A 26,126-nucleotide genomic window follows, 5' to 3' on the forward strand; every position below is an offset into this window, starting at 1 on the left:
CTGATCATTTAAAGGGATAAAACTAATTTTTTTAACCACTACGCATGGGCTTTCTTTAACAACTAAATGCTTAAAATCCTGTAATGGCTTGGTGTTTTGGTAAGGAGTTTGCTGAGCAATTTGGTCTTGTAATTGCTGGTTAAGCTCTTTTAAACGTTGATCTTGAAGCACCTGACTGGGCAAAGAAACGTCTTCGATGGCATAGACATATTGGTGAAAACCCGCAAAAAGAATAATAGAAGAAGTTATAAAGTTCTTAGTTAACATCTCATATACAGAATTGTACGTATAATCACATTATTTTACATAAACACAATATATATCTCAATATTTAAGAGCATAAAAAAAGCTAGACACACGCCTAGCTTTAAAAGCATTTCATCTTCTAGATTAAATATAATCAACCTTTTGAGCTTTTAAGATATCAAGCTGCAACATTTTTTTCTTTTTATATTTATAGGCAATAAATAAACCAATAAACCAGATTGGTGAACACTCAAGTGCAATTAAAGTATCATGGTCTAATGCTAAAATTACGATAGTAAACACTAAAAACAACATGGTCATCCATGCCATAAATAAACCACCCGGCATTTTATAGTTTGATTGGATGTGTAGTTCAGGGCTTTTCTTACGATAATAAATATATGAAAGCACAATCAACATGAATGTAAAAATACATAAAATTGAAGTGAGCGCTGAAATAATCGTAAATGCGGTCATAACATTTGGAACAATAAATAAAATAGATGTTCCAACCGTTACGCACGCCATTGAAAATACAAGTCCTCTAATTGGAACTTTTCTTTTCGATAATTTGCTAAAGCTTTTAGGTGCGTCGTTGTCTAAAGCCAAACCGTATAACATACGGCTGGTCGCAAAGATTCCACTATTTGCAGAAGATAAAGCTGAAGTCGCAACAACAAAATTGATTAAACCTGCCGCAATTGGTAATCCAACCAAGGTAAACATTTCTACAAACGGACTTTTTTCTGGTGAAACTTTTGCCCAAGATGTGACCGCAATAATACAAACCAACGCGCCCACATAGAACAATAAAATGCGTAAAGGTATAGAGTTAATTGCTTTCGGAAGTGATTTATGCGGATCTTTAGTTTCAGCAGCAGTTGTACCGACAAGCTCAATACCCACAAATGCAAAGATGGCAATTTGAAAGCCTGCCAAGAAACCAGTTACACCATAAGGAAACATCGACTCTGTTTCAAACAAATGGCTCATTGAGGCCTTAACCCCATTTGGAGAAGTAAATCCGGTACCAATTAAATAAATACCAGCCAGAATAAACAGAATAATTGCAGTAATTTTGATGAGTGAGAACCAAAACTCGAGTTCACCAAACAATCGAACGGCCACAAAATTGAGTATGGTCAAGATCGCTAATGATGTAAATGCTGGAATCCAGACGGGTAAATCAGGATACCAAAACTGCATGTACCCTCCGATCACAATCACGTCTGCAATCGCAGTAATAATCCAGTTACACCAGTAGGACCAACCAAGGAAAAACCCCGCCCATGGACCGAGATAAGCTGTTGCAAAATCGGCGAATGTTTTAAAATTCGTGTTCGCAAGCAACAATTCACCCATTGCCCGCATCACGAAGAAAAAGAAGAAACCAATAATTAAATAGGTTAAAACAATTGAAGTACCCGAAACACTTAATGTTTTCCCGGAACCCATAAATAATCCAGTACCAATTGCACCACCGATTGCGATCATTTGAATATGACGATTTGTCAATGAGCGCTGCAATTTCTCTTCTTCTTGATCAGTCATATGTTGACTACCAAGAAGATCTCCTTCCAGGAACTGCTTTCCGTTATTCTTACTCATGTAATATTTACTCCAATTTATAGCAACCGTCGTAAATGCTTTAATAATAAACAAATTATATGATTATTAATTTAGTCCATTAAACCATTCTAAAAAATATTATTAAATCACTTAAGACCTTATAAATTCCTTTTTAAAAGCTATCACCTATAACAATAAAAATTATTCATCATTCCTTTCCTTCATTATTATATTAGCCTGATTTCCAAAATATAATTTCGGTAAACATTTAAAATATATAGATTAATTAAATATTTTATTGATTTACCATTTATATAGAAAAACAGGCTAATTAATTCCAGCTCAGCGAGCAAGATTGTATTTATCCATATACCCAACTTGCGCTAGCGATAATATAGTATTCCTTCTTAAATTTGGTGAAATGTGTAGTAATTTCCGCTTAATTAACAGCCATTCGAAAATGTTCAGTCGCTTTGAGTTTATTGACCACTTCTGGACTCGAAATTTGTTTAACTTGAACACTTAGCACCCGAACTAAAGAGCCATTTTCCACATTCAATTGTTTTGCCTGTTCTTTTGTTAACCGCAATATGTTTTGGTGCGGTTTGCTATACACAAGAATGGCGCGATAATTTTCATAATCATCATTGGCCACAATGTAAGCTTCATCACCTACAGCGATATTTTCAGGTTGTTCAATTTGTACCGCTACAGACTGACTTTCTTTAATTGCCCGTAAATTTTCGATATCCGCTTGCAGCGTTGCGCCACCATCAAAAATATCGATATAGCCTTTATAGCGTAGCCCCTCTTCAAGCAAGAGATTATAGGCTGGTCGAGTATTTGGATGAACAATGCCAATCGCAGCTTTAGCATCGTCAGGTAACATATCGACATAGAGGGGATGTCTTGGCATCAGCTCAGCAATAAAAGCCTTTTGCCCGACTCCACTTAAATAATCAGCCTTGGTAAATTCGATATTAAAAAACTTATGGCCTACCGCATTCCAAAATGGTGACTGCCCATTGGCATCAGAATATCCGCGCATTTCGGCAACAATCGTTTCTTCAAAATATTGACGGAATGCTGAAAGAAATAAGAAACGGACTTTAGATAAAAATTTGCCATTTTTATTTAAGCGATAGTCAGGGTCTAAAAATAAAGTACAAAGCTCACTACAGTTGGTATGGTCGTTACTCAAATACAAAGTCGGTAAAGCGTTATAAACACTTAACGGTTCAGAAGCATGCACTTGTGTCCCAACATGGAAGTTATACCAAGGCTCTTTTAAACCAAGTGCAACTTCAATTCCGCAAACACCGACAACTTTGTTGAGTTCAGTATCTTCTAAAACAAATAAATAAACCTGATCTGCCTTTGGGAGTTCGCCTGTGACTGTTTTACAGGCCCGTTCAATACGTGCAGCCAACTTTTCCATATTGGGCTGCAAAGAAGTCAAACCAAAACCCGCTTTTTTTGCCAACAGGTAAAGGTCATTAACATCTTTAGGTTCGATGTAACGAATAATCATCATGCTGCTTGTACATCCTTTTGAATTTCCACAAAGCGAGCAAGCGCACGTTCAAAGCGTTTTAGACCTTCATCAATATCAGCAAATGGAATAATTAAAGAGGGCGTAAAACGGACAACATTTGGACCAGCAATAAGACTCAGTAAACCTTCTTCGCCCGCAAGGTTATTGATGTCTTTTGCTTTACCAGCGAATTCATCTTTTAACGCACAACCAATCAATAAGCCTTCACCGCGAATCGTTTTAAAGACTTCATATTTTTCATTTAATTTATTTAAAGCGTTTTTATAGTAGTCATGACGCTCTTTGACACCATTAAGCACTTCAGGCGTATTAATAAACTCAAATACTGCACCTGCTACCGCACTCGCTAACGGGTTACCACCATAAGTCGTACCATGTGTACCGACAGAAAAATGCGGAGCAAACTTATCGGTTGTTAACATTGCGCCGACTGGGAAACCACCACCTAGTGCTTTTGCAGTGGTTAATACATCTGGAATAACACCCGAGTTCATGTAGGCATACAGTGCACTTGTACGACCTACACCAGTTTGCACTTCATCAAAAATAAGTAAGGCGCCAAACTCATCACACAGTGCTCTTAAGCCTTTTAAAAATTCGATGTCAGCAGGAATAACGCCGCCTTCACCTTGGATTGGCTCAACAATGACTGCACAAGTTTGTTCATTAATGACCGCTTTTGCAGCTTCTAAATCATTAAAGGCAACATGGTTGATACCATTTGGAAGAGGTGCAAAGTCTTGTGAATATTTAGGTTGACCACCCGCCGAAACGGTAAATAAGGTACGGCCGTGGAACGCATTGTTAAATGCCACAATGCCACTTTTGCCAGCAATACCGCTGTCTAGTCCAACTTTACGAGCCAGTTTTAAAGCAGCTTCGTTTGCTTCTGCACCTGAGTTACAGAAGAATACTTTATCTGCAAATGTATTTTCAGTGAGTTGTTTTGCAAGGCGTAGAACGGGTTCATTTGTATAACCGTTGCCTACATGCCAAAGTTTTGTTGCTTGTTCTGTTAAAGCATTTACTGCCACTGGATGCGCATGACCTAATGCGTTTACTGCAATCCCGCCTGCAAAATCGATATATTCTTTATTTTCTTGATCCCAAATACGTGAACCTTCGCCACGTACCGGAATGAAATTTGCCGGTGCAAAAACTGGAACCATCCACTCGTTAAAGTCATTACGAGAAACTGCAAAATTATTCATCTTATCTAGTCCATTAAATTGAATTATTAGGTTTAACCGATGCCCCTATTATTCAAAATCAAATTGATTCACAAAATTTGTAATTCAGTCAAAAATGAATTAATTTTTACCAATCTGATAATTGACAATTACAATATGGATAACATTGATCAAATTATTTTAGGTTTGCTTAAAGATAACGCACGGATGTCTGTTACCGAGTTAGCCGAAAAAGTTCACGTTTCACGGGCAACGGTAAAAAAGAGAATCGAATATTTGGAGTCTTCGGGCATCATTACTGGATATACAGTACGGTTTAAACCCAATGCAGAACGGAACGTCATCCGTGCATGGATGAGCATTATGGTCGAAGGGACCAAAGCGCAGTCTGTAATTAAAGAATTACGCTTAGAAAGTGCCGTGGAATGTTTGCATAAAACCAATGGCAAATGGGACATTTTGGTCGAGCTACGTTCTGATACTTTAGAAAACTTCGATAAAGTTTTAGAAAGAATCAGGAACATTTCAGGTATTTATAACAGCGAAACTAGCATTCTTCTTGCGAGTCATAAGACCTAATCATCCACTTTAATTTCAATAAATAAGAACTCGAAATTGATGAGCTAAGCACAATGTTTGGCTCATCAAACTGCTTTCGATTAGAAAAATTATTCTATGATTTTTATCAAATCTATTGAACTATTACGACAATGAATCTTTCCTAAAAATCTTCAATAAATTTTTTAATTTTTTTAAATAATCAAATCAAAAACTTAAAATCCAATTTGATTTAAATTCCAACTTTTTTCACTCAATCCCCTCATCAAAGCATTTGACAGAAAATTTAAAACATAATACATATAGTATTATATGTTATATGTTAAAACCTAAGGACAAGGTATAAAAAATGGCTAAAACTCAACTAAAACACTTTATTAACGGCGAATATGTTGCTAGCAAAGGAAATGATTATTTCGACTTGGTAAGCCCAGTGACTGGTGAAGTTTATGCACAATCACCGAATGCAACTGAGGCAGAAGTTGATGCAGCTTATGCTGCTGCAAAAGAAGCATTTAAAATTTGGGGCCGCAGTACACCTTCGACTCGTCAAAAAGCATTACTGAATTTAGCAGATGCTATTGAAGCAAATGCAGAGCGTTTAATTGAGGCACAAAGTCGTAATACGGGTCAGTTAAAACACTTAATTGCATCTGAAGAAGTGGGTGCATCGGCAGATCAGGTTCGTTTCTTTGCTGGTGCTGCCCGCCTACTCAATGGCACTGCTTCAGGTGAATATTTAGAAGGTTTAACCTCTTCTATTCGCCGCGAACCTGTCGGTGTAGTTGGACAAGTTACACCTTGGAACTATCCACTCATGATGGCTGTTTGGAAAATTGCTCCAGCTTTAGCCGCTGGTAATACAGTGGTACTTAAACCAAGTGATACGACGCCTGAAAGTACGCTTTTACTGGCAGAGATTGCTGCACCATTTTTCCCTAAAGGTGCCTTTAACGTAGTGTTAGGCCAAGCTCAGGTGGGTTCAAAAGTTGTATCACATACAACCCCTGCACTCGTTTCTATTACAGGCTCAGTTCGTGCCGGATTACAAGTTGCAGCTTCTGCCGCAGCAAATCTAGCGAAAGCGCATCTTGAGCTTGGTGGTAAAGCACCTGTAGTGGTTTTTGAAGATGCTGACCTCGACAAAGCCGTTGAGATGATTGCTTTAACGGGCTATTTCAACGCAGGCCAAGACTGTACTGCGGCAACGCGTGTGATTGTGGCTGAATCTGTTCATGATGAATTTTTAAGCAAGTTAGTTGAAGCTGCAAAAAATACCCGTTTTGGTGAACCCGATGATCAAGACGCACTTTATGGCCCACTCAACAATGCCAACCAATTAAAAAATGTTAAAGCCTTTATCGACAACTTACCTGCTCACGCCAAAGTTGAAACAGGTGGAAAACAAGCAGACCGTCCAGGCTTCTATTTTGAACCAACCGTTATTAGTGGCTTAAAACAACACGATGAAGCAATTCAAAATGAAATTTTTGGACCAGTGATTACCGTTCAAAAATTTACCGATGAAAATGATGCGATTGAAAAAGCCAACGATGTTGAATATGGCTTAGCTTCAAGTGTTTGGACTAAAGACCATGCCCGCGCAACTCGTCTTTCTCGTGAACTCGATTTCGGTACAGTTTGGATCAACACCCATATTCCTTTGACCGCAGAAATGCCACACGGCGGTTTCAAAAAATCAGGTTATGGTAAAGATTTATCTGGCTACGGTTTTGAAGAATATACCCGTGTTAAACATGTGATGAGTTCAAACGAATAATAACAATGCGTTTTGAAAGGAGATCAAAATGAATAAGCAAGAAATGAAAGACTTGGTGACTAAAGCCCATCACGAGCTCTTTAATTTGCACGATACCACTGCTCTGGACCGTTATTTTTCTGAAGACTTTATAGAGCACTCACCACTCGTTGCAAATGGCATTTCGGGCCTTCGCCAATTGGTAGAAGACTGTCCTGACATGCAACACGAAGCTGTGCGTGTATTGGCAGATGGTGACTTGGTTGCAATTCATGGCCGCTTTCAGGGTCTAGATGAAAACCCTTTAGTTGGTTTTGATATTTACCGAGTGAAAGATGGCAAAATTGTGGAACATTGGGATGGTCTTGTGGCAGAAGCTGCGCCGAATGTGAGTGGTAGAACCCAATTAGATGGTCCAACTGAAATCGTCACTCACCATGATCCAGAGAAAAACCGCGAGATTGTGACCTCGTTCTTTAAGAAGTCATTAATTGATGGCAATTACGAAGCATTTAAAGAATACACTCACGACGATCAGTTCATTCAACATAGTCCAGACATTGGCGATGGTGTTAAAGCAGTTATTGATTTTTTGAACAATATCCGTAATGAAGGACAAGGTTTGGTATACTCCAAAACGCATCGCTCCATTGCTGATGGTCAATTTGTCTTGACACATTCCGAAGGAAGTATTGCCGGAAATCGACATGCCTATTTTGAATTATGGCGTGTGGATAATGGCAAAATTGTTGAACTTTGGGATGCAATACCAGCTGTGCCTGAAGATGAACAGGCAGTCCATCAATATGGCGTGTTTTAATCATTTATCCGTTTCATTAAGCTAAGTCTCTGACTTAGCTTTTAGAGAATTCGCCATGTCAGCATATACGATAATTTTTGCACCTATCGCTCAGGCAACTCGATCGGAACAAGTTGTGGAACGCTTGGAAAATGCAATTATCTCTGGATTGCTCAAAAGCAATGAACAGCTTCCTAACGAGGCGGATCTAGCTCGCTTAATGGGAGTGTCACCCATTACGGTCCGTGAAGCTTTAAATACTTTACGCGTAAAAGGTCTGATTGATACACGACGCGGACGAAACGGCGGAAGCTTTGTTTGCGAGTTGCCTTCCGATTTACTCTTAAACAAGCACCCTCTGCGTCAGGCTTCCAATGAATATTTAGCTGATTTAGGCGAGTTTCATAGTGCAATTTTAAGCCATGGTGCATATTTGGCAGCACAAAGAACTACTGAATATGAACTGGGTAAAATCAAAGAGCTTATTGATCAATTTGAACAAGCAGTTGAACCAGACATACGTGCCCAACTTGATTTACGTTGTTTGTTAACACTTACCTCTTTTGCTCAATCAGCTCGACTGGCAAATCAAGAGTTAACCATACAAGCCGAATGGGCACCGCTCATTGCTGTGCTTTACCAAGATGATCAATTTCATCAACTGGTCGTCGCTCAATACCACCAACTTTTATCATCTTTTGTTCAAGGCAATGAAGATGATGCTGTTATTCAAGCGCGAAAAATCATTTCGATGCTAACAGACCAAATGCTTCGATATAAGTTATCTATTGAATAAAAACAATAAAGTAGAGCACTTATAAAATATCGAGTGAGAAATACGGAATTTTAGGAGTTATAGGAATGACCCAACATTTAGATATAGAAGAGCTTCAAAATTTGTTAAAGACGGTGGTTGAAGAAACGACAGCCATTACAGAAAAGCTGGCAACTAAAGCGAGCAAAATTCTTTCAAAACATGAACCTGAAAAAACAAAAGACGTTAAGCTTTCAGGTTCAGAACGCACAGCTTTGCAAAAAGAAATTAAAAAGGCCTTACAGGAAAGCCATTACAGTCAAGGTATTGGTTTTGCAAGTTATAGCCCTGCAACGCAAGAAGAGCAAGATTATTGGACACTCGAATGGTGGTATAAAAAAGAAGATCAGTTACAACAAGCTAAACTTGAAAACTATCAAAATGCTCAGCGATTTCTAGACTTTCGCTCTTTTGAATGGTTCCATAAACCTGCTCAAAATAAAAGTCCGTGCATCCATGGGCCTTATGTTGACTACATTTGCAATGGCGCATACACCATCACCCTTGCCCATCCGGTCATGATTCGTGATCAATTTATCGGTGTGATTGCTACCGATATTTTAGTTTCCGCACTCGAAAAAATTCTTATGCCGAAACTTAAAAACATAAAACAAAAAGCAATTGTGATTAACGACTCTTCTAGAGTGATTACTTCAAATGATATCACCATCAGAACAGGCACATTATTTAAAGGCCAAAGCCCCGAGCAGTTTCTGTCACGACCGTGTCAATCTTTTCAACTGGTCGTGATCTAGAGTTATATCAAAGATATAAGTATTTGATCTTGCTTTAGGGCATCACCAAGGCGAAACATCCACCAACTTTTGTACAAACTTTCTCCAAATAGACTTGTTTATTCAAGTCTAGGGGAAGTTTTGGCTCAAAAATAGCATCGCTTTTCCGGATGAAAAGCAAAACAACGAATTTGAGGTTGAAATGACATGGAAAATAAAGCGTCTTCCTTAAAAAAACTGTCTCTTTGGCAAGTCACCATTATTGGTATTGCCTACATGACCCCTATGACGGTGTTTGACACTTTCGGTATTGTCTCTGGCATTACCAATGGACACGTACCACTGGCCTATTTACTCGCACTTGGCGCCATGTTACTCACTGCTTGGAGCTATGCAAGATTCAGTAAAAATTCTGAAAAATCAGGCTCGGCATATAGCTATACAGCTGAAAGTTTAGGGCCTAAAAGTGGCTTTTTTGTCGGTTGGTGCTCTCTGCTCGACTATTTGTTATTACCTCTCATTAATGTTTTGCTAGCTGCGATTTATCTGACCGCACTGATTCCAAGTATGCCTTACTGGTTCTGGGTAATTGTGTCGGCAAGCTTAGTCACTTTAGTAAACTGTTTCCGCATTCGGTTGCTCGCCAATTTAAGCCTGTTGTTTGTGTTTGCACCGATCATACTCATGGTCATTTTTGTTTATTTAGTGATTAAGGGTATTGGCTCGACTCAAGGTTATGAGCATGTGCTTACATTGGCGCCACTCTGGCATGAGCACCAATCTTTACTCCCTCTCGTTGCGGGTGCCTCAGTTTTGTGCTTTTCATTTTTAGGTTTTGATGCGGTTACCACGCTTTCTAATGAAACCAAACAACCCACCAAAAATATTCCCCGCGCAGTCATGTTAACGACTCTTGCAGGTGGACTTATTTTCTTCACAGCAGCTTGGTTTATTCAACTTTATTTTCCAAACAATCTTCGTTTTCAGCATCCATCTGAAGCGTTGCCTGAAATTGTGCTTTACGTGGGTGGTGCTTTTTTCCAATCTGTATTCTTATGCGGACAAATTATGAACACTGTAGCTTCTGGCCTTGCCTCTCATGCCAGTGCTTCACGTTTACTGTATATAATGGGTACCGATAATATTTTCCCTAAAAAGTATTTTGGGACAATTCATATCTCATTAGGTACACCATTTTTTTCGGTTTTGTTTGTTGGTCTTATTTCAATGTCCGCGGTTTTTCTAGATTTAGCCCAAATCGTAAGCCTCATCAGCTTTGGTGCCCTAGTCGCTTTTACAGCCGTAAATTTCTCTGTTTTTATGAAGTTTTATATTAAAGATAAACAGCGCGCAGGTTTTAAAAACAAATTTCTAAACCTATTTTTACCGCTTATTTCTGTGTTCAGCATTATTTGCCTCTGGCTTAATCTCGATTCATCTTCACTCATGTTTGGTTGTTTCTGGTTAGCTTTGGGTATTCTCCTATTTATCTATAAAACGATTAAAAAACAAAGTATTGCTATTAGTAATGTTTATTAATTTTTAAGGAACTTTATTATGAAAATTATTTCTAAACCTCAACTTTTAAAAGACGTGGAATATAAACCGAGTAAATCTCTACAAGTGGGTAAAGAGTGGAGCTGGTTAAATCCGAAACATGCAAAATTTGACTCAACTACTGTAGAAGGCACCTCGATAGATAACCCTGCAAACTATTATGAAAGCTCACTTTCTGATTGGCATACTTTTGACAGTTTAAAAGCTGATATTGAATGTGATGTGGTAGTTATTGGCGGTGGTTTATTGGGTTCATCTACGGCCTTACATTTAGCTGAACAAGGCGTAGAGACTGTTTTATTAGAAAAAAACCGTGTAGGTAGCGCAGCTTCTGGACGCAATGGCGGACAACTTACCCCTGGTTTAGCTCGCTGGGAAGCTCAAGAAATGGCTGATCGCTTGAGCTACGAAGATGCCAAAAAACTCTGGCATTTTACCTCTACGGAAGCAATGCAACTGATTGATGACATTTCGGAAAAATACCAACTCAACTTTGACCGAAAATACGGTCATATTACTGCTGCCGTTCATGAAGGACATTTAGTCGGTTTAACACAAGGCGCCGATGCACGAAAATATTTAGGTGAAGACCATACCCGCATTGTGGGTAAACATGAACTCATGGACTACATTAAGTCAGACTACTATACGGGTGGCTTAATTGATGAGTTAGGTGGACAAATTCATCCTTTAGCTTTAAACCGTGGCTTAATTTATGGATTTTGCCAAAATGGCGGTACTGTTTATGAACAAACAGAAGTCATTTCAATAGAAGAAAAAGCAGATGGTATTTATGTTCAAACTGCAAATGCGGTCGTAAAAGCTAAAAAGTCTGTGGTGTTAGCCGTGCACCATGCTTCTTTTAAACTTTTATCAGAGCAAAACAATACTACTATTCCGTTTTATACCTATGTTGCGACGACTGCCCCACTAGAGCTTGATACAAAAGAGCTACTGCCATTTGGGCATCCAGTCTATGACACTCAGTTCCAGATTGATTACTACCGCCCTGTGTTTAATAACCGCTTATTATTTGGTGGTCAAGGTACAGGAACATGCTGGGGACCAGAAAAAACATTAAATTATTTAGAACATCGAATTCACACTGTTTTCCCTCAAATTAAAAATCTAGAGATGGATTTTGTCTGGAGTGGCACCACTGATTTAACCGTAAATGGTGCAGTCGATAGCCGTAAATTTGGCAATAAATTCCCAATTTATGCTGTTCACGGCTGGAGCGGTCACGGCGTTGCTCAGACGGTACGTATTGGTAAAGCCATTGCAAATGACTTTGTTGGGCAATCTAACGACTTTGAAATGTTATCTAAAATTGACCATCAAAATATTATCTTTGGTCGTACCCTTGCACCCGTTGTTATTCCACTCGCTAAAAGCATGTATGGTATTGGTGCAATGATTAATCCGGGCAAAATGGTGTCTTTCTAATTTATTAAAATAACTAATTTTCAAAAAAAGGATTCGTATAGCTTTGTACGGATCCTTTTTATTTAGCTGAGTAAAATCCTTTTCAAACTAGGTTATCCCTAACCAATCTATTACAATAGCGCCAGCTTTTTTATTCAGCGCATATATTTTGAGCAATTCATCTTCCCAATTAAAACGCGGACTTAAAAATCGCCATATCCAGTTAATCGCTATGGGTGGTGCTGTCGGGACAGGTTTATTTTTAGGCTCTGCACAAGTCATCCAGTCTGCTGGTCCTTCTATTATTTTAGGTTATGCCATTGTCGGTTTGGTCGCATTTTTAATTATGCGCCAAATGGGTGAAATGATCGTAGAAGAACCTGTGGTCGGTTCCTTTAGTTACTTTGCACAAAAATATTGGGGGAAATTCCCCGGTTTTTTATCGGGCTGGAACTATTGGGTTGTTTATATTCTGGTCGCGATGACCGAACTGACAGCAGTTGCTAAATATGTGCATTACTGGTGGCCCCACATTCCTGCTTGGATATCAGCCTTATTTTTCTTTGTTTTGGTCACATGTTTGAACTTAGGCAACGTTAAATTTTATGGCGAATCTGAGTTTTGGTTAGCTATTATTAAAGTTGCGGCGGTCATTGCCATGATCGTGTTTGGCTTATATTTATTGCTTACCGCGGGTAATGACTCTATCGCTAGCTTCTCAAACTTATGGCAGCATGGCGGATTTTTCCCGCATGGGTTCTCGGGCCTATTTTATATGCTCGCCTTTTTAATGTTTGCTTTTGGCGGTATTGAACTGATTGGAATGACTGCCGCTGAAGCCGAAAATCCAGAAAAAAGCATTCCACAAGCCATTAACCAAGTCATCTTTCGAATCTTGGTTTTCTATGTGGCTTCGCTTGCTATCATCATGTCACTCATTCCGTGGAATCAGCTTGACCTCGGTGGTTTAGATAAAAGTCCATTTGTGATGATTTTTAGCCAGCTTGGTATTGGTTGGGCAGCGCATTTGCTTAACTTTATTATTTTAACAGCCGCACTGTCTGTTTATAACAGCGGCATGTACGCAAACAGCCGTATGTTATATGGCCTAGCAGTACAAGGCCATGCATCCAAAATTTTTACAAAAGTCAGTAAACAAGGGGTTCCAACACCTGCTGTTATCTTTTCTTCTATCCTAATTTTTGGTTGTGTATTACTGAATTATTTTATCCCAGAAGAAGCTTTAAGCTATCTCATGTACATGGCCGTGGCTGCACTAGTTTTAAACTGGGCAATTATTAGCTTTACGCATTTAAAGTTTAAACGCGCTATGAAACTTGAAAATAAAGTTGCCAAGTTCCCTGCATTAATTTCACCTTTAAGTAACTATATTGTTTTGATTTTCATTGGCATGATTTTATATATCATGTGGACTCAAGGATTTGAAAAATCGGTGATTTTAATTCCAATCTGGATTACATTCATGTTTGGATTATATAAATTTCTGAGTTGGAAAAAAGCACTCTAATATTCAAAAAAGGCTTATTCAAACTGGATAAGCCTTTTATCATTTATCAGCTTGTCACCCTAAGCAACTTCAGAAAATCTATTCAAAAAACCATTCACATTCTATTCATCATTATTAAATTGTTCTCTACTAGACACATGGATATGTAAGCCTTAGTCATTCTAAACATTGGTATTTAATGAGATAATTATTAAAGTACAAGTGTTTACATGATCTATAAATATTTGTGTCAATGTTCAGCTAAAATCAAAACAGACCAGTTTATCGTTACGATCACTCAATAGGCAAAAGATACTGCATCGCAAGACAGGTTCTTTACCCACTGCACTGATTTAGCCGTCAACTGTGTCACTCAATGATGAAAGACAGGAAATTTTATGGAAAAAGCTCTGCAATGTCCTAAGTGTGGTTCTACAGAAATTGAAGCACGTGACCATGACAAATTACTTAGAACAACTGGCGGTGTTTTACTCACAGCTGCCGGTACAACGGCAGGCACTGTAGGTGGCGCTGCGACCGGTGCTACTGTTGGAGCAGCTATTGGTACTGTTGCTGGTCCTTTAGGTGTAATTGTTGGCGGAACTGTAGGGACTTTTGTTGGTGCCATTAGTGCAGGAATTACTGGCGGTGTAGTTGGTAATATTTTTGGTAAGAAAGCTGGCGTAATAATCGACAAGAATATTTTTCAAGATTATCGCTGTTTAAAATGTAAATACCGCTTTAAGCAAAAGAAGTAATTTAAATTAAATAGGAGAACTAGTTGCTCTAGCTCTCCTACCTAATCAAAAAATTTATAAACTATCTGGAATAATAAATTTTTATCTAGCATTTCATATAATTAATCTAGATAGCAGCCTATTTTTAATAAAGTAAAACTTTAGTTAAGACTTTAATTTACTTAGCTACTACTCCATCTTGTTGATATTTTGGTGAACGTGGACCATATAACAACCCCATACCCGGATTATAAGTCGTCGGGGTAAAAAGTTGAGTATTTACCATACTCGCTAATGGATAAGCCCGATCAGTAAAGCTGCCAGCAATCTGTTCAACTAAAGCACCGACGACCATTCCGATTAAACCCGCATTACCATCATTACTTGCTTGAACAAGTTTTTTCTCACCTGTCCAAATCACATCTCCAGTTTTTAAATCAACAAGCTTTGCATCAGCACTTACTGTCGCGACACTCTGAATCACTTGGTATTTAGAACCATATTCTTTAATTCGAATATATAAAGCTGCGTCTGCACCAAAAATCTCTTGTAATTTCTGGGGTGCAATAGACTGAGCATCACTACCATTAGTAACCCCATTCTCTTTAAACATATTGTCTACGACAGAGATTGGGAAAACGTAATAACCAGCTTCTGCCACAGGTGCCACCACAGTAGGCCAATAACTATAAGTCGCTTTTACATCAGGCGAATCATTGACTGGAGGCAATACCAAAATCGATTTTGGCATATGAGCTTTATAAGCTGTAATATCTTTATTAGGTTGTGGAGTAACGGCACATCCAGTAAATGCAAGGCTAGAGATAACCAAACCAGCAATTAGAAATTTCTTCATCATGATTTTGCATTCCCACCATTAGCATTCATTTTTTGCAATAAGCGATCCATTAAAACTGTAGATTCTGGATATACTTGTCGTTCAAGCTGGAAATACTCAATTGCTTTTTGAGAATTATTCTCTTGTAAATACAATAATCCTAAATGTGCATATAAACCTGGCGGAACGGCTAAGCCCTTGCCTTTAGTTTTCTCAATTTCAGCTTCTAATTTTGTGATTTGCGTACTTGGTGTCGCTTTCTCAGGTGAGTTATACATCAAATAGGTTTGATGAGTATAAGTTCCCCAATTATATAAAGGTTGAGGACCAGCGGCACACCCAACCAATCCCATAGCAAGAAAACTGCTTAAAAGAATTTTTTTCATTTAACACATATCCAAAATTATTGAATTGACCAACGGTTATTTTGAATATCTGTTACAAGATTATTAACTGCTTCACGAACAGCTAAATCAAGTACTTTGCCATTTAAAGTCGAATCATAAGAAGCTGTAGAGCCAAAACCTAATACTTCACGAGCACCTAAGGCATATTCACCCGCACCTTGTACGGAATGCACGACTTCAGATGTTTTTACATCAACGACATTTAGATTAACTTTTGCATAAGCAACTTGCTGTTTACCGCGACCTAAAATACCAAATAATTGCTGATCACCTACTTCTTTGCGACCAAACTCAGATACGTCACCTGTGAGAACATAACGAGCACCTTTAATAGATTGGCTTGTATTACTATACCCAACTTCTTGTTTAATCTCAGATAAATTGTCTCGATTTAAAACTGTAAAATAACCAGTTTGCTGTAAATGTGTCTCAAGAATAGTTTTCGCCTGTCCGCCTAGACGGTCTACATTGTCAGAGAAAACACCTCTCATATAACTAGAGCGGTTATCAAACTTACCGATAGAAACAGGAGCCTTTACTCCCGTATATTTAATTTGTGATGTAGCTACAGTTACTTGCGGGCTTTGTATCGTTCTTGAAGTTTCAGTAGTTGAACAAGCAATTAAACCGAAAGAACTCAAAGTAGTAATGATTAATATTTTTTTCATGTTACTCTATAATGATTACAAAATATAAAGAATACATATTATATACAAAAAGACTATCAAATAGTCTAACAATTTAACCATTGAGTAAAAAATACTATTTTTTATTTTATGGATATTTAAATAATAAAAAGCTCCTATTTTGATAGGAGTTATTCGAGTTTGTTTAAAGTGCAATATGCCTGGCTGTCCACAGCATTTAAAAAATAATCCAACAATTGCTCCCTTTCACTAGCTTTATTTGGATCTAAAAGTTGGATGATTGCGCCATCAATCATAAATAAAATCATGTTTGCATCAGCTTTTAAGCCACGACTTTCTAGACTAAATATCAAATCAAAAAGTTCTTTAAGTAGCCATTTTCTATATTCAATCGCCATGCGGTAAGCTCGAGGATAAAGCAGTTTTAATTCAAAAATGGCTTTAAACAAAAGATGGTAAAGACTATTTATATCGACATGTAAGCGGACAATTTCTTTGAGTTTATCGGCTGCGTTTGGATAACGATGTGAATAGACAATTGCCAGTACTTCTTCTTTGAGTCGGCTTTTTTGAAAGATTAGACACATTTCAACAAGGCGTTCTTTCGAGTGAAAGTAGTTATAAAACGTCGCTTTTTGAATTTTGGATTTTTTGATAATCAGGTCTACACCTGCATTATGAAATCCATGCGTGGTAAAGAGTTGGATAGCGGTTTGAATAACCTGTAATTTTTTGGAAGATATTTCTAAAGTTGGCATAGTTTTACCGTTATAAATTCTTGTTGTTTCTAAATGAGATAAAAAGCCTGTGCCCTTTCTGGGAGAAAAAAAGGCACAGCAAAGCCGTAAGACGGTGCTTTGCACATCTCAAGTTTTGTTTTGCTAAGTTTTAAGTAAAAATGACTAAAGCCTGAAAAACCTTATGGCATTCAAGCTGCTGTAAATTTTTAAGTTGTGTCGATATAGACTTTGGCAAAGGCTGCCAAGAAATGATGGATGTGCATAGCCAACTCCTGATTTTGGGAGTTCTGCCAGACATTAATAGAAATTATGGTGGCAGAACGAAAGAGGGTTGACAGACTGGCTCAAGACCCAGCACACCCGAAGGTGTCCCCCTTCCGTCCTACCGCTACAAAAAGGGAGACGAACGGGTCTACATCAAAAAAACGAGTTTTTTCAATGTTCTTGAGCGCGGCCTGTCAAAGCCGGCTGGCAATGTGGCCAGCAGGCAAAGGATAGTGCTCTACCCTATTGCAGTCAAGCACACAAAACCACATTTGTTTTAAATTAGATCATTAAAAAGTAAGGGTAAATAATGAATGAGTTATTGTTAAAGTGGCGTTTATAACGGGATTGAATTTTATATAGATATATTAGTTATAACAGGTAAAATTAGAATATAAAAATGGTAAATGATGAAATTAATGATGTAGAAAGTTTTTCTTAGAATTACTACTAAATTTACAATCACAATAAGTCACCGATACCTTTAAACCTATTATTTATACTTCTCGCGATAAGCTTTCTGCTCCGAATAATTCAACAAAAAAGAGCTGATAAATTATTGCTTGCTTTTTATTCTATTTATTTCAATTTATAAAAAATATATAATATTCTCAATAGTTTTCTAATTATCTATTACATTCAATCAAGATCATATATTTTCAATAAAGAGAATAAAATGCAAGACCAAGCTTTAACCTCTCTTCCTCAAGATATAAATGAGGATCAAAATATTACAACTCCACCAATTTCACACTCAGGAATTCATCATTTTAAGTTTCATGGGAATGCCTCAGAATATTTTGGAATCTGGATCGTTAATATTCTTTTGACTATTATTACTTTAAGCTTATATGCACCTTGGGCTAAAGTTCGTCGCTTACGCTATTTCTATGGCAATACAGAATTTTTTGAACGCCGCTTTGATTTTACAGGGATTCCAACCAAGATTTTGATTGGACGTTTAATTGCATTAGGAATTTACGTCGTATTTGCAATTTCATCACAGTATTCAATGATTGCGACGGTGGTTGGACTAGTTGCGCTATATGCAGCAGTACCTTGGCTAATTCGCGCTACTTTGCGTTTTACTGCAAGAAATAGTAAGTTCGGCAACGCACGTTTTTACTTTGGTGGAACGATAAAAGAATCTTATAAAGTCTTTCTTTTGAGTATATTGGTATATATTTTCACTTTAGGAATCTTTACACCTGTAGCTATTTGGCTATATAAAAAATATTATCTTAATAACTTATATGCTGGACAATTAAATTTTAAATTAAACGCGAAATGGTCTGCATATATGGCTGCAGTTTATATACCAGTTTTTATTGCAATTGGTATAATTGCTATTTTTTCAATCATTTACTTTGCTATGGTAGGAACAATTTCTGGGTTCTCACCGAACGCTATATTCTTCGGAATATTTATGGTATATGCATTTATTGGATTATTTATTTATCCATTAATCGCTGCACGTATTTTTATTACGACATGGAACAATACTACAATTGGAAACAGTCAATTTAAAACAGACTGTAATCAATGGCGTTTTGCATGGATTGTAGCATCGAACTGGATTGTAAAAATCTTATCCATAGGTTTAATGTCTGCTTGGGCTGCAGTTCGTATTCACAAATATCAGATTGAATCGATGAGTTTAATTTTATTAGATGATCCAGATCAAATGATGAATCTAGCTCAACAAGAGCAAAGTGCTTTAGCTGAAGAAATCAGTGATATTTTTGATATCGACATCTCTTTATAATAATTTGAGTTTAATAATTTATGTCCCACGCAGTAGATATCACTTTCTATGATGGCCTAGTGTCTAAACCACACCCTGCTCAGATTTCAGCACAATCTGAATCTGAAGTTCTAATTCGGTATGGTGAGCAATTAGAACTTCAGCGTCATTATCAATATACTGATATGAAATTGATTGGTGCGCTGGGACAGTTACACCCAGTAATTGAATTATCTGATGATGCACGAATTGAGTTTCATAGCGCATTACCAGAATGGTTTAATTACACAACTAAAAAGGTTCAACATTCGATCTGGAAATTTGAACGCTCTCCGGGTCTTATTCTTTTTAGTGTAATTTTTGTGATTACTTTTGCGATCAGTCTAGTCAAATGGGGTGTTCCAGCAACATCCCATTATCTTGCTTTTCAATTACCTGAGAATACTTTAAAGAAACTAGGTGATGAAGCAGAGAATTATGTATTAAATAATTGGACTGCACCCAGCCAATTAGCACAAACCCAAAAAGATCAAATTACTAAACAATATTTGAATACTGTTGCTGAAAACAAACCAGCTAAATTAGTCTTCCGTAAAGGCGATCAGTTAGGGGCTAATGCTGTAGCGCTACCCAATAATACGATTATTATCACAGATGAACTGATCAAATTGGCACATACGAATCAAGAAATCTTAGGCGTATTAGCCCATGAACAAGGCCATTTGGTTTATCGCCATAGTTTGCAACAAGGGTTAACGAGTTTAGGCCTAAGTATATTATACATTGCAATGACAGGAGATAATTCAGACTTATTTACGTCCTTACCTGCCGCTATGATTGGTGCAAATTACTCACGTAAATTTGAATCCGAAGCCGATCTATATGCTTTACAGTTGATGGATAAGAAGCATATCGAAGTCTCACACTTTGCAAATTTCTTACAACGTTTAAGCGATACAACAGAAGAAGGTATCGATAAAAAGAATCAGGCCAACCCACCAACTTCTCAGGAAGAATCTTCAGCTAATAAACTATCTACAGCTGTTCTTGATGCTTTATCCTCTCATCCTGCAACCGAAGAGCGTATTCGAATGGTTCATGATTTTGAGAAAAAACAGAAAGGCGCACAAAATAATTTATAGGCTCACAAAGTCTATCTAGAAAATTTATGGTCTTTAGGAAGTGGAGCATCACATGGTTGATCTGTCTTTACGTTGACCATTTTCACAGGTCCATCATTGTAGATTGTTACCTTGCAGCCTTTTACGACATATTCCTGTTGAATACCACCGTACATTTCATCCTCAGAAACAGGAGATGCAACGTCACAAGCCTCGTCAGCACGGCATATATCCTCTTGCCCACCTACAGCTTCTGCTCCAGCAGCTTCCATTACATCTACAGCACTCTCCTGTACTTCAGCATCTACAGCTTGTATCTTTGCTGCATACGTATTTGAAAGATTTATCATAAGAAAAATTGCAAGAAATAACTTACTACATTGATTTATTAGATTCATGAACTATCCATACCTATTAATTGAAATTCGGTACATATCAGGCGATTTTAATTTGCAAGTTAGTGATGCAAAGGGCTTAGTATTATAAGGAGCTATTCTACCCATAATTATACATATAGCAGCAATAGTCGTCCCGAAAGAATTCATCAAACAATTACAAGATATTGACCATTATGAGGGTGCGATTAACTGCACAATATAAAATTAAACTGAAATCAAAATCTGTCTAACTCAATCCAAATTTTTATGTGGGGTAGAATGAGGGGTAAAATAATAGATATAAAAAAAGCCCCTGTTTTTAACAGGGGCTTTTCGAATTTGGCGGAAGCGGTGAGATTCGAACTCACGGAGGACTCACACCCTCGTCGGTTTTCAAGACCGGTGCATTAAACCGCTCTGCCACGCTTCCATGTGCGTAAGAATACAAAGCTTATTCATTTTATTCAAGAAAAATATCATCGCTTTGTGTTCAAGTGCATATTGTTTCATCAATTTTACAGTTGAGCAGCCAATTCTGCTCCTTCTTTGATCGCACGCTTCGCATCTAGCTCTGCTGCAAGCTTTGCACCACCAATAATATGGTAGTTCGCTATAGTCGACTCGCCTTCTTTTGGCATCAAGTCTTTTACTGACTCTTGACCTGCACACACCACAACCGTATCTACACGTAAAAGTTGATCTTGCCCATTGTGCTCAATCCAAAGCCCTTCATCAGTGACTGCTTTATATTGCACACCACGCAGCATACGTACGCCATGCTTTTTAAGCTGTGCACGGTGTACCCAACCCGAAGTCTTGCCAAGGCCAATACCGAGTGGTGTGGTTTTACGTTGTAATAAATAAATTTCACGGATCGCTGGTTCAACGACTGGCGGCTGCATCCCCCCTTCAGAAATATAGTTTGGATCTGGGTCCACCCCCCATTCACGTTGCCAGTCGGCTAAAGGTTGAGGCTGTGGTTGATGTGGCGGTTTAAGTAAAAATTCTGACACGTCAAAACCAATACCACCCGCACCAATCACTGCAACTTTTTGTCCAACTTCTGCTCCTTTTAGAACTTGAGCATAAGAAAGGACTTGTGGCGCGTCGCTTCCTTCAATTTTTAATGCACGAGGGATTACACCTGTTGCAACAATCACTTCATCAAAACCTTCACGTTCAAGCTGCTCACGATTTACGCGAGTATTTAAACGTACATCCACCCCTGTTTTTTCCAGTTGGACTTTAAAGTAGCGGATCGTCTCGTGAAATTCTTCTTTGCCCGGTACAACTTTGGCAAAGTTAAATTGGCCACCTACATCAGAAGTTGCCTCAAACAGCGTCACTGCATGGCCACGGCTTGCCGCAACAGTTGCCGCCGACATACCCGCTACTCCGCCGCCCACAACTGCAATTCGCTTAGGCTGTTTAGTCTTTAAATAGACCAGTTCAGTTTCATGGCCTGCACGCGGGTTAACCAAACAAGACACACGCTTATTTTTAAAAGCATGGTCTAAACAGGCTTGGTTACATGCAATACAGGTATTAATTTCATCAACACGGTTAGTCGCAGTTTTATTTACCCAAAATGCATCGGCCAATAAAGGACGCGCCATTTGAACCATATCTGCTTTACCAGTTGCCAAAATTTCTTCGGCAGTTTCAGGCATGTTAATTCGGTTTGACGCAATAATCGGGATAGAAATATGCTGTTTTACATGAGCAGTGTAGTCGACAAAAGCTGCACGAGGCACAGATGTTACAATGGTCGGAACACGAGCTTCATGCCAGCCAATACCGGTATTTAATAAAGTCACCCCTGCTTTTTCTAAAGCTTTGGCTACAGTCACCACCTCTTGCATGGTATTACCGTCATGGACTAAATCGAGTAAAGACAAGCGGAAACAAATAATAAATTTCTCACCAACTTTGGCACGGATCGCTTTAACAATCTCGACTGGAAAGCGCATACGGTTTTCAATTTCACCACCCCAACGGTCAGTACGCTGGTTCACGTGGCGACTTAAAAACTGGTTAATTAAATAACCTTCCGAGCCCATAATTTCGACACCGTCATAACCTGCTTTTTTGGCAATATCGGCGCACTGTGCGTAATCTTCTATTGTGCTCAGAATATTTTTTTCAGAAAGCTGGCGTGGTTTAAAAGGTGAAATTGGAGATTTAATTGCAGTTGAAGATACAACAAACGGCTGGTAACCATAGCGACCTGCATGCAAAATTTGCATTAAGATTTTTGAACCATGTTTATGCACAGCATGTGTAACCAGACGATGCTGTGGAATATCAAATAAGCTATTCATGGTTCCGCCAGCAGGTGCTAACCATCCTTGACGGTTCGGTGAAATACCACCTGTCACAATCAGGCCCACCCCACCTTTTGCACGCTCTTCAAAATAAGCTGCCAGTTTTGGGTAATTGTAAAAACGGTCTTCAAGCCCCGTATGCATGGAACCCATCACCACACGGTTTTTAATGGTAGTAAAGCCTAGATGTAATGGTTTTAATAAATTGGCGTAACTTGTCATGCTGCGTCCCAATAATTTTTTGCAACTTGTTGCATAGTACTTTAATACTTTTTTGATAATTTTGGATGACCATGCAAAGAAATTTATCGGAGCTTATGGTCAATCCATTTATTTAAGAACAATACTTCATTCACTTCTTCTTATTCTATAAATAGCCTTATATTTTTTATCAAATTAAAACTTCAAATCAGAACAAGTGAATTAATGCTTTTTTTGCGAAAAAAAGCACCATGAATAGTGCTACAATAGCCGCCATTCAGAATTCTCAAGACCGCCTATATGGGGTCTTTTTCATAAATGTTAGGATTAGCAATGACTGATAATGCAACTATCTTGCAGCATGTACCAGTAGGCAAAAAAGTTGGGATTGCCTTCTCCGGAGGCCTAGACACTTCAGCTGCCTTATTGTGGATGAAACAAAAAGGCGCAGAACCTTATGCATATACTGCAAACTTAGGTCAGCCTGATGAAGATGACTACGATGCAATTCCAAAGAAAGCAGAACAATACGGCGCTGTAAAAGCTCGCTTAATTGACTGCCGCTTACAACTTGCGCTTGAAGGTATTGCTGCGATTCAGTGTGGTGCATTCCATATCAGTACAGGTGGTGTTCCTTATTTCAATACGACTCCATTAGGTCGTGCAGTAACAGGTACAATGTTAGTTACTGCAATGAAAGAAGATGACGTAAACATCTGGGGTGACGGTTCAACTTATAAAGGTAACGATATTGAACGTTTCTATCGTTATGGTTTGTTGACTAATCCGAATCTTAAAATTTATAAGCCTTGGTTAGATCAAAACTTCATCGATGAGCTTGGCGGCCGTGCAGAAATGTCACAGTTCCTGATCGACAACGGTTTTGACTACAAAATGTCAAAAGAAAAAGCGTACTCAACTGACTCAAATATGTTGGGCGCAACTCACGAAGCAAAAGATCTTGAATACTTAAATGCTGGTATCAAAATCGTTGACCCAATTATGGGCGTTGCTTTCTGGAAAGATGAAGTTGAAATTACTCCAGAAGAAGTGACTGTACGTTTTGAAGAAGGTGTACCTGTTGCATTAAACGGTCAAACTTTTGACAATCCGGTTGAGCTTATTCTTGAAGCAAACCGTATTGGTGGCCGTCATGGTTTAGGTATGTCTGACCAAATCGAAAACCGTATTATCGAAGCGAAATCTCGTGGTATTTATGAAGCACCGGGGATGGCCCTTCTTCATATTGCTTATGAGCGTTTGGTTACTGGTATTCATAACGAAGATACGATCGAACAATACCGCATTAACGGTTTACGTTTAGGTCGTTTACTTTACCAAGGCCGCTGGTTCGACTCTCAAGCACTTATGTTGCGTGAAACTGCACAGCGTTGGGTTGCTAAAGCGATTACTGGTGAAGTAACTCTTGAACTTCGTCGTGGTAATGACTACACCATCATGAACACTGAATCTCCAAACTTAACGTACGAAGCTGAACGTTTAACAATGGAAAAAGGCGATTCAATGTTTACGCCAATGGACCGTATTGGTCAATTGACTATGCGTAACCTCGACATTACCGATACACGTGCAAAACTTGGTATCTATACAGATGCTGGTTTGCTTTCAATCGGCCAAGGTTCTGCTGTACCACAACTTGATAGCAAGAAAAAATAATTTTCTTACTTAATAAAAAAGCCACCGACAACGGTGGCTTTTTTATTTCAAATATTTGTGCTCAAACAAGTTCTGCTACTTCCAAAGGTTGATAATAAATCTGGTTACGTCCAAGCTGCTTAGCTCGGTACAAAGCTTGATCCGCAGCGTGAATTAATTTTTCCTGATTTACTTTAAAACCTTCTGTATAAACAGTAAAACCTAAACTAATCGTGACATGCTTAGAAACTAAAGATGCTGCATGAGGAATCGCTTGTCGCTCAATCGCTTTATAAATATTTGCAGCGACGGCATAGGCGCCTTGAGCAGGTGTTTTCGGTAACAGCACGACAAACTCTTCTCCACCATAACGGGCAACAAAATCAACATGCCGAATCGAATTTTTAATTGCAGCGGCAATAGATGAGATGACTTTATCCCCCATTTGGTGCCCATAAAAATCGTTATAATTTTTAAAAAAATCGATATCAATAAATAAAACAGCCAATGGGCGCTTTTCTTGCTTTGCACGATAGTAAAAAAAGTCGAACATCTCATCAAAAGTACGTCGATTTGAGATATTCGTCAGTGCATCCTGCTGGCTTAAATGAAGCAATTCAGATGCCTCAATACGTAAAATCTGTTCGTTAAGCTCAGCAAGCTGATTATTTAAAAAGAGGCTTCTTTCTCTAGACGTAAGCATCGTACTAATTGAAAAACCTAAAATACAACTTCCAAACAGCGCTCTTCCCAAAGCAATAAAATCACAATTCGCTTGCCATAAAATCAGTAGGGAAAAAACACAAAAGGCTGCTGTTAAACCTACATAAAGCATATGTAGAGGCTTTATTCCGCTTAAAATAAAACCAAGCATATACAAGAAGGAAAGTAGTAACATCGACTGGTTTTTAAGAGCAACATTTCCTACGCTAAGGAGCAACATTGCATTGATAATAATGGTCAAAAATACAATGCCACATGCAGCGATATAAAAATATTCAGTGAGTTTTTTAAACTTTGCAAAAACCCAAAATAACAGCAGTGCACAAGCAATATTAATTGCGCTAAGTAAACAGTAAATAAAATCCCAAGTAATATAAGGCACGCCTATGACCAAATAGTCTGTAGGTAGAGCCAGCAATATGAAAATGAGATAGGTTAAAATGCCACTTGCTAAAAACTTTGAGATATTCTGTTTAGTTCGCTCAAGATTTAGACACCAGAATTTTTTTTCTAATTGATGTGGCAGAGGTATATTGGCATAACGATGGGTATGTAGAGTTACTAAATATTCTATTTCTTCTTTTGCTTTGAGTAATTCATGTACATTTCCCCTATTTGCCACTACTTGATTCCT

General features: G+C 38.2%; 22 protein-coding genes, 1 tRNA gene and 1 pseudogene. 12 read left to right on the forward strand and 12 right to left on the reverse strand.

Annotated features, from left to right (window positions below):
• The 4 genes and pseudogenes from ACO6UW_RS03765 to ACO6UW_RS03780 all read right to left on the reverse strand — a co-directional run.
• Positions 1-267: pseudogene (locus ACO6UW_RS03765) on the reverse strand (ShlB/FhaC/HecB family hemolysin secretion/activation protein); the annotation flags it as partial.
• Between the two features lie 123 nt (positions 268-390).
• Positions 391-1,854 (reverse strand): amino acid permease, encoded by a 1,464-nt coding sequence (locus tag ACO6UW_RS03770; protein WP_005070451.1) that lies wholly within the window; start codon positions 1,852-1,854, stop codon positions 391-393.
• A 400-nt stretch (positions 1,855-2,254) separates the two neighbouring features.
• On the reverse strand, positions 2,255-3,349 hold the full coding sequence (astA, locus tag ACO6UW_RS03775) for an arginine N-succinyltransferase (protein ID WP_057062127.1): 1,095 nt from the start codon (positions 3,347-3,349) through the stop codon (positions 2,255-2,257).
• A complete protein-coding gene (locus tag ACO6UW_RS03780; RefSeq protein ID WP_057076725.1) occupies positions 3,346-4,581 on the reverse strand; it encodes an aspartate aminotransferase family protein in 1,236 nt (411 codons plus the stop codon). Before ACO6UW_RS03780 ends, astA begins: the two co-directional genes overlap by 4 nt.
• A gap of 135 nt (positions 4,582-4,716) precedes the next feature.
• On the opposite strand from ACO6UW_RS03780, the gene ACO6UW_RS03785 reads away from it, so the two are divergent.
• The 9 genes from ACO6UW_RS03785 (at position 4,717) to ACO6UW_RS03825 (ending at position 14,471) form a co-directional block, all read left to right on the forward strand.
• Positions 4,717-5,139, forward strand: a complete 423-nt coding sequence (locus ACO6UW_RS03785; RefSeq protein WP_002120489.1) for an Lrp/AsnC family transcriptional regulator — start codon at positions 4,717-4,719, stop codon at positions 5,137-5,139.
• Positions 5,140-5,467: 328 nt separating this feature from the next.
• Complete coding sequence (locus ACO6UW_RS03790) at positions 5,468-6,898, forward strand: gamma-aminobutyraldehyde dehydrogenase (RefSeq protein WP_057062178.1); 1,431 nt, start codon at positions 5,468-5,470, stop codon at positions 6,896-6,898.
• 28 nt (positions 6,899-6,926) lie between these two features.
• Complete coding sequence (locus ACO6UW_RS03795; protein ID WP_016802970.1) at positions 6,927-7,697, forward strand: nuclear transport factor 2 family protein; 771 nt, start codon at positions 6,927-6,929, stop codon at positions 7,695-7,697.
• Positions 7,698-7,752: 55 nt separating this feature from the next.
• Complete coding sequence (locus ACO6UW_RS03800) at positions 7,753-8,472, forward strand: FadR/GntR family transcriptional regulator (protein WP_005075620.1); 720 nt, start codon at positions 7,753-7,755, stop codon at positions 8,470-8,472.
• 65 nt (positions 8,473-8,537) lie between these two features.
• Complete coding sequence (locus ACO6UW_RS03805) at positions 8,538-9,245, forward strand: cache domain-containing protein (RefSeq protein ID WP_005070463.1); 708 nt, start codon at positions 8,538-8,540, stop codon at positions 9,243-9,245.
• A 186-nt stretch (positions 9,246-9,431) separates the two neighbouring features.
• Positions 9,432-10,763, forward strand: a complete 1,332-nt coding sequence (locus ACO6UW_RS03810) for an APC family permease (RefSeq protein WP_057062177.1) — start codon at positions 9,432-9,434, stop codon at positions 10,761-10,763.
• Positions 10,764-10,781: 18 nt separating this feature from the next.
• Complete coding sequence (locus ACO6UW_RS03815) at positions 10,782-12,227, forward strand: NAD(P)/FAD-dependent oxidoreductase (RefSeq protein WP_057062176.1); 1,446 nt, start codon at positions 10,782-10,784, stop codon at positions 12,225-12,227.
• 148 nt (positions 12,228-12,375) lie between these two features.
• Complete coding sequence (locus tag ACO6UW_RS03820) at positions 12,376-13,734, forward strand: amino acid permease (protein WP_005802857.1); 1,359 nt, start codon at positions 12,376-12,378, stop codon at positions 13,732-13,734.
• Between the two features lie 377 nt (positions 13,735-14,111).
• Positions 14,112-14,471, forward strand: coding sequence for a hypothetical protein (locus tag ACO6UW_RS03825; protein ID WP_002120526.1), 360 nt, complete (start codon positions 14,112-14,114; stop codon positions 14,469-14,471).
• A gap of 157 nt (positions 14,472-14,628) precedes the next feature.
• Here the strand turns inward: ACO6UW_RS03825 and ACO6UW_RS03830 are convergent, their stop codons facing one another.
• From ACO6UW_RS03830 to ACO6UW_RS03845, 4 genes are all read right to left on the reverse strand, one after another.
• Positions 14,629-15,309, reverse strand: coding sequence for a DUF799 domain-containing protein (locus ACO6UW_RS03830; RefSeq protein WP_002120567.1), 681 nt, complete (start codon positions 15,307-15,309; stop codon positions 14,629-14,631).
• On the reverse strand, positions 15,306-15,674 hold the full coding sequence (locus ACO6UW_RS03835; RefSeq protein WP_005070471.1) for a DUF4810 domain-containing protein: 369 nt from the start codon (positions 15,672-15,674) through the stop codon (positions 15,306-15,308). The genes ACO6UW_RS03830 and ACO6UW_RS03835 overlap by 4 nt, the downstream gene beginning before the upstream one ends.
• 17 nt (positions 15,675-15,691) lie before the next feature.
• Entirely contained in the window at positions 15,692-16,363 is a 672-nt protein-coding gene (locus ACO6UW_RS03840) for a CsgG/HfaB family protein (protein WP_002120578.1), read from the reverse strand.
• A gap of 149 nt (positions 16,364-16,512) precedes the next feature.
• Entirely contained in the window at positions 16,513-17,100 is a 588-nt protein-coding gene (locus tag ACO6UW_RS03845) for a TetR/AcrR family transcriptional regulator (RefSeq protein ID WP_057062175.1), read from the reverse strand.
• Between the two features lie 922 nt (positions 17,101-18,022).
• On the opposite strand from ACO6UW_RS03845, the gene ACO6UW_RS03850 reads away from it, so the two are divergent.
• Positions 18,023-19,111 (forward strand): YjgN family protein, encoded by a 1,089-nt coding sequence (locus tag ACO6UW_RS03850; RefSeq protein ID WP_057062174.1) that lies wholly within the window; start codon positions 18,023-18,025, stop codon positions 19,109-19,111.
• A 20-nt stretch (positions 19,112-19,131) separates the two neighbouring features.
• Positions 19,132-20,232 (forward strand): M48 family metallopeptidase, encoded by a 1,101-nt coding sequence (locus ACO6UW_RS03855; RefSeq protein WP_057062173.1) that lies wholly within the window; start codon positions 19,132-19,134, stop codon positions 20,230-20,232.
• A gap of 11 nt (positions 20,233-20,243) precedes the next feature.
• On the opposite strand, the gene ACO6UW_RS03860 is transcribed toward ACO6UW_RS03855, so the two are convergent.
• The 3 genes from ACO6UW_RS03860 to ACO6UW_RS03870 form a co-directional block, all read right to left on the reverse strand.
• Complete coding sequence (locus ACO6UW_RS03860; RefSeq protein ID WP_014206119.1) at positions 20,244-20,561, reverse strand: hypothetical protein; 318 nt, start codon at positions 20,559-20,561, stop codon at positions 20,244-20,246.
• A gap of 367 nt (positions 20,562-20,928) precedes the next feature.
• A tRNA-Ser gene (locus tag ACO6UW_RS03865) sits at positions 20,929-21,018 on the reverse strand.
• A gap of 85 nt (positions 21,019-21,103) precedes the next feature.
• Positions 21,104-23,134 carry an NADPH-dependent 2,4-dienoyl-CoA reductase gene (locus ACO6UW_RS03870; RefSeq protein ID WP_002120519.1) on the reverse strand — a complete coding sequence of 677 codons (2,031 nt, stop codon included), beginning with the start codon at positions 23,132-23,134 and terminating at the stop codon, positions 21,104-21,106.
• Between the two features lie 297 nt (positions 23,135-23,431).
• Between ACO6UW_RS03870 and argG the strand changes: the two genes are divergently transcribed.
• On the forward strand, positions 23,432-24,790 hold the full coding sequence (gene argG, locus ACO6UW_RS03875) for an argininosuccinate synthase (RefSeq protein ID WP_014206117.1): 1,359 nt from the start codon (positions 23,432-23,434) through the stop codon (positions 24,788-24,790).
• Positions 24,791-24,851: 61 nt separating this feature from the next.
• Here the strand turns inward: argG and ACO6UW_RS03880 are convergent, their stop codons facing one another.
• Positions 24,852-26,114 carry a GGDEF domain-containing protein gene (locus ACO6UW_RS03880; RefSeq protein WP_032004106.1) on the reverse strand — a complete coding sequence of 421 codons (1,263 nt, stop codon included), beginning with the start codon at positions 26,112-26,114 and terminating at the stop codon, positions 24,852-24,854.
• Between the last annotated feature and the right edge of the window lie 12 nt (positions 26,115-26,126).

Source organism: Acinetobacter sp. JADD-222 (assembly GCF_049310645.1).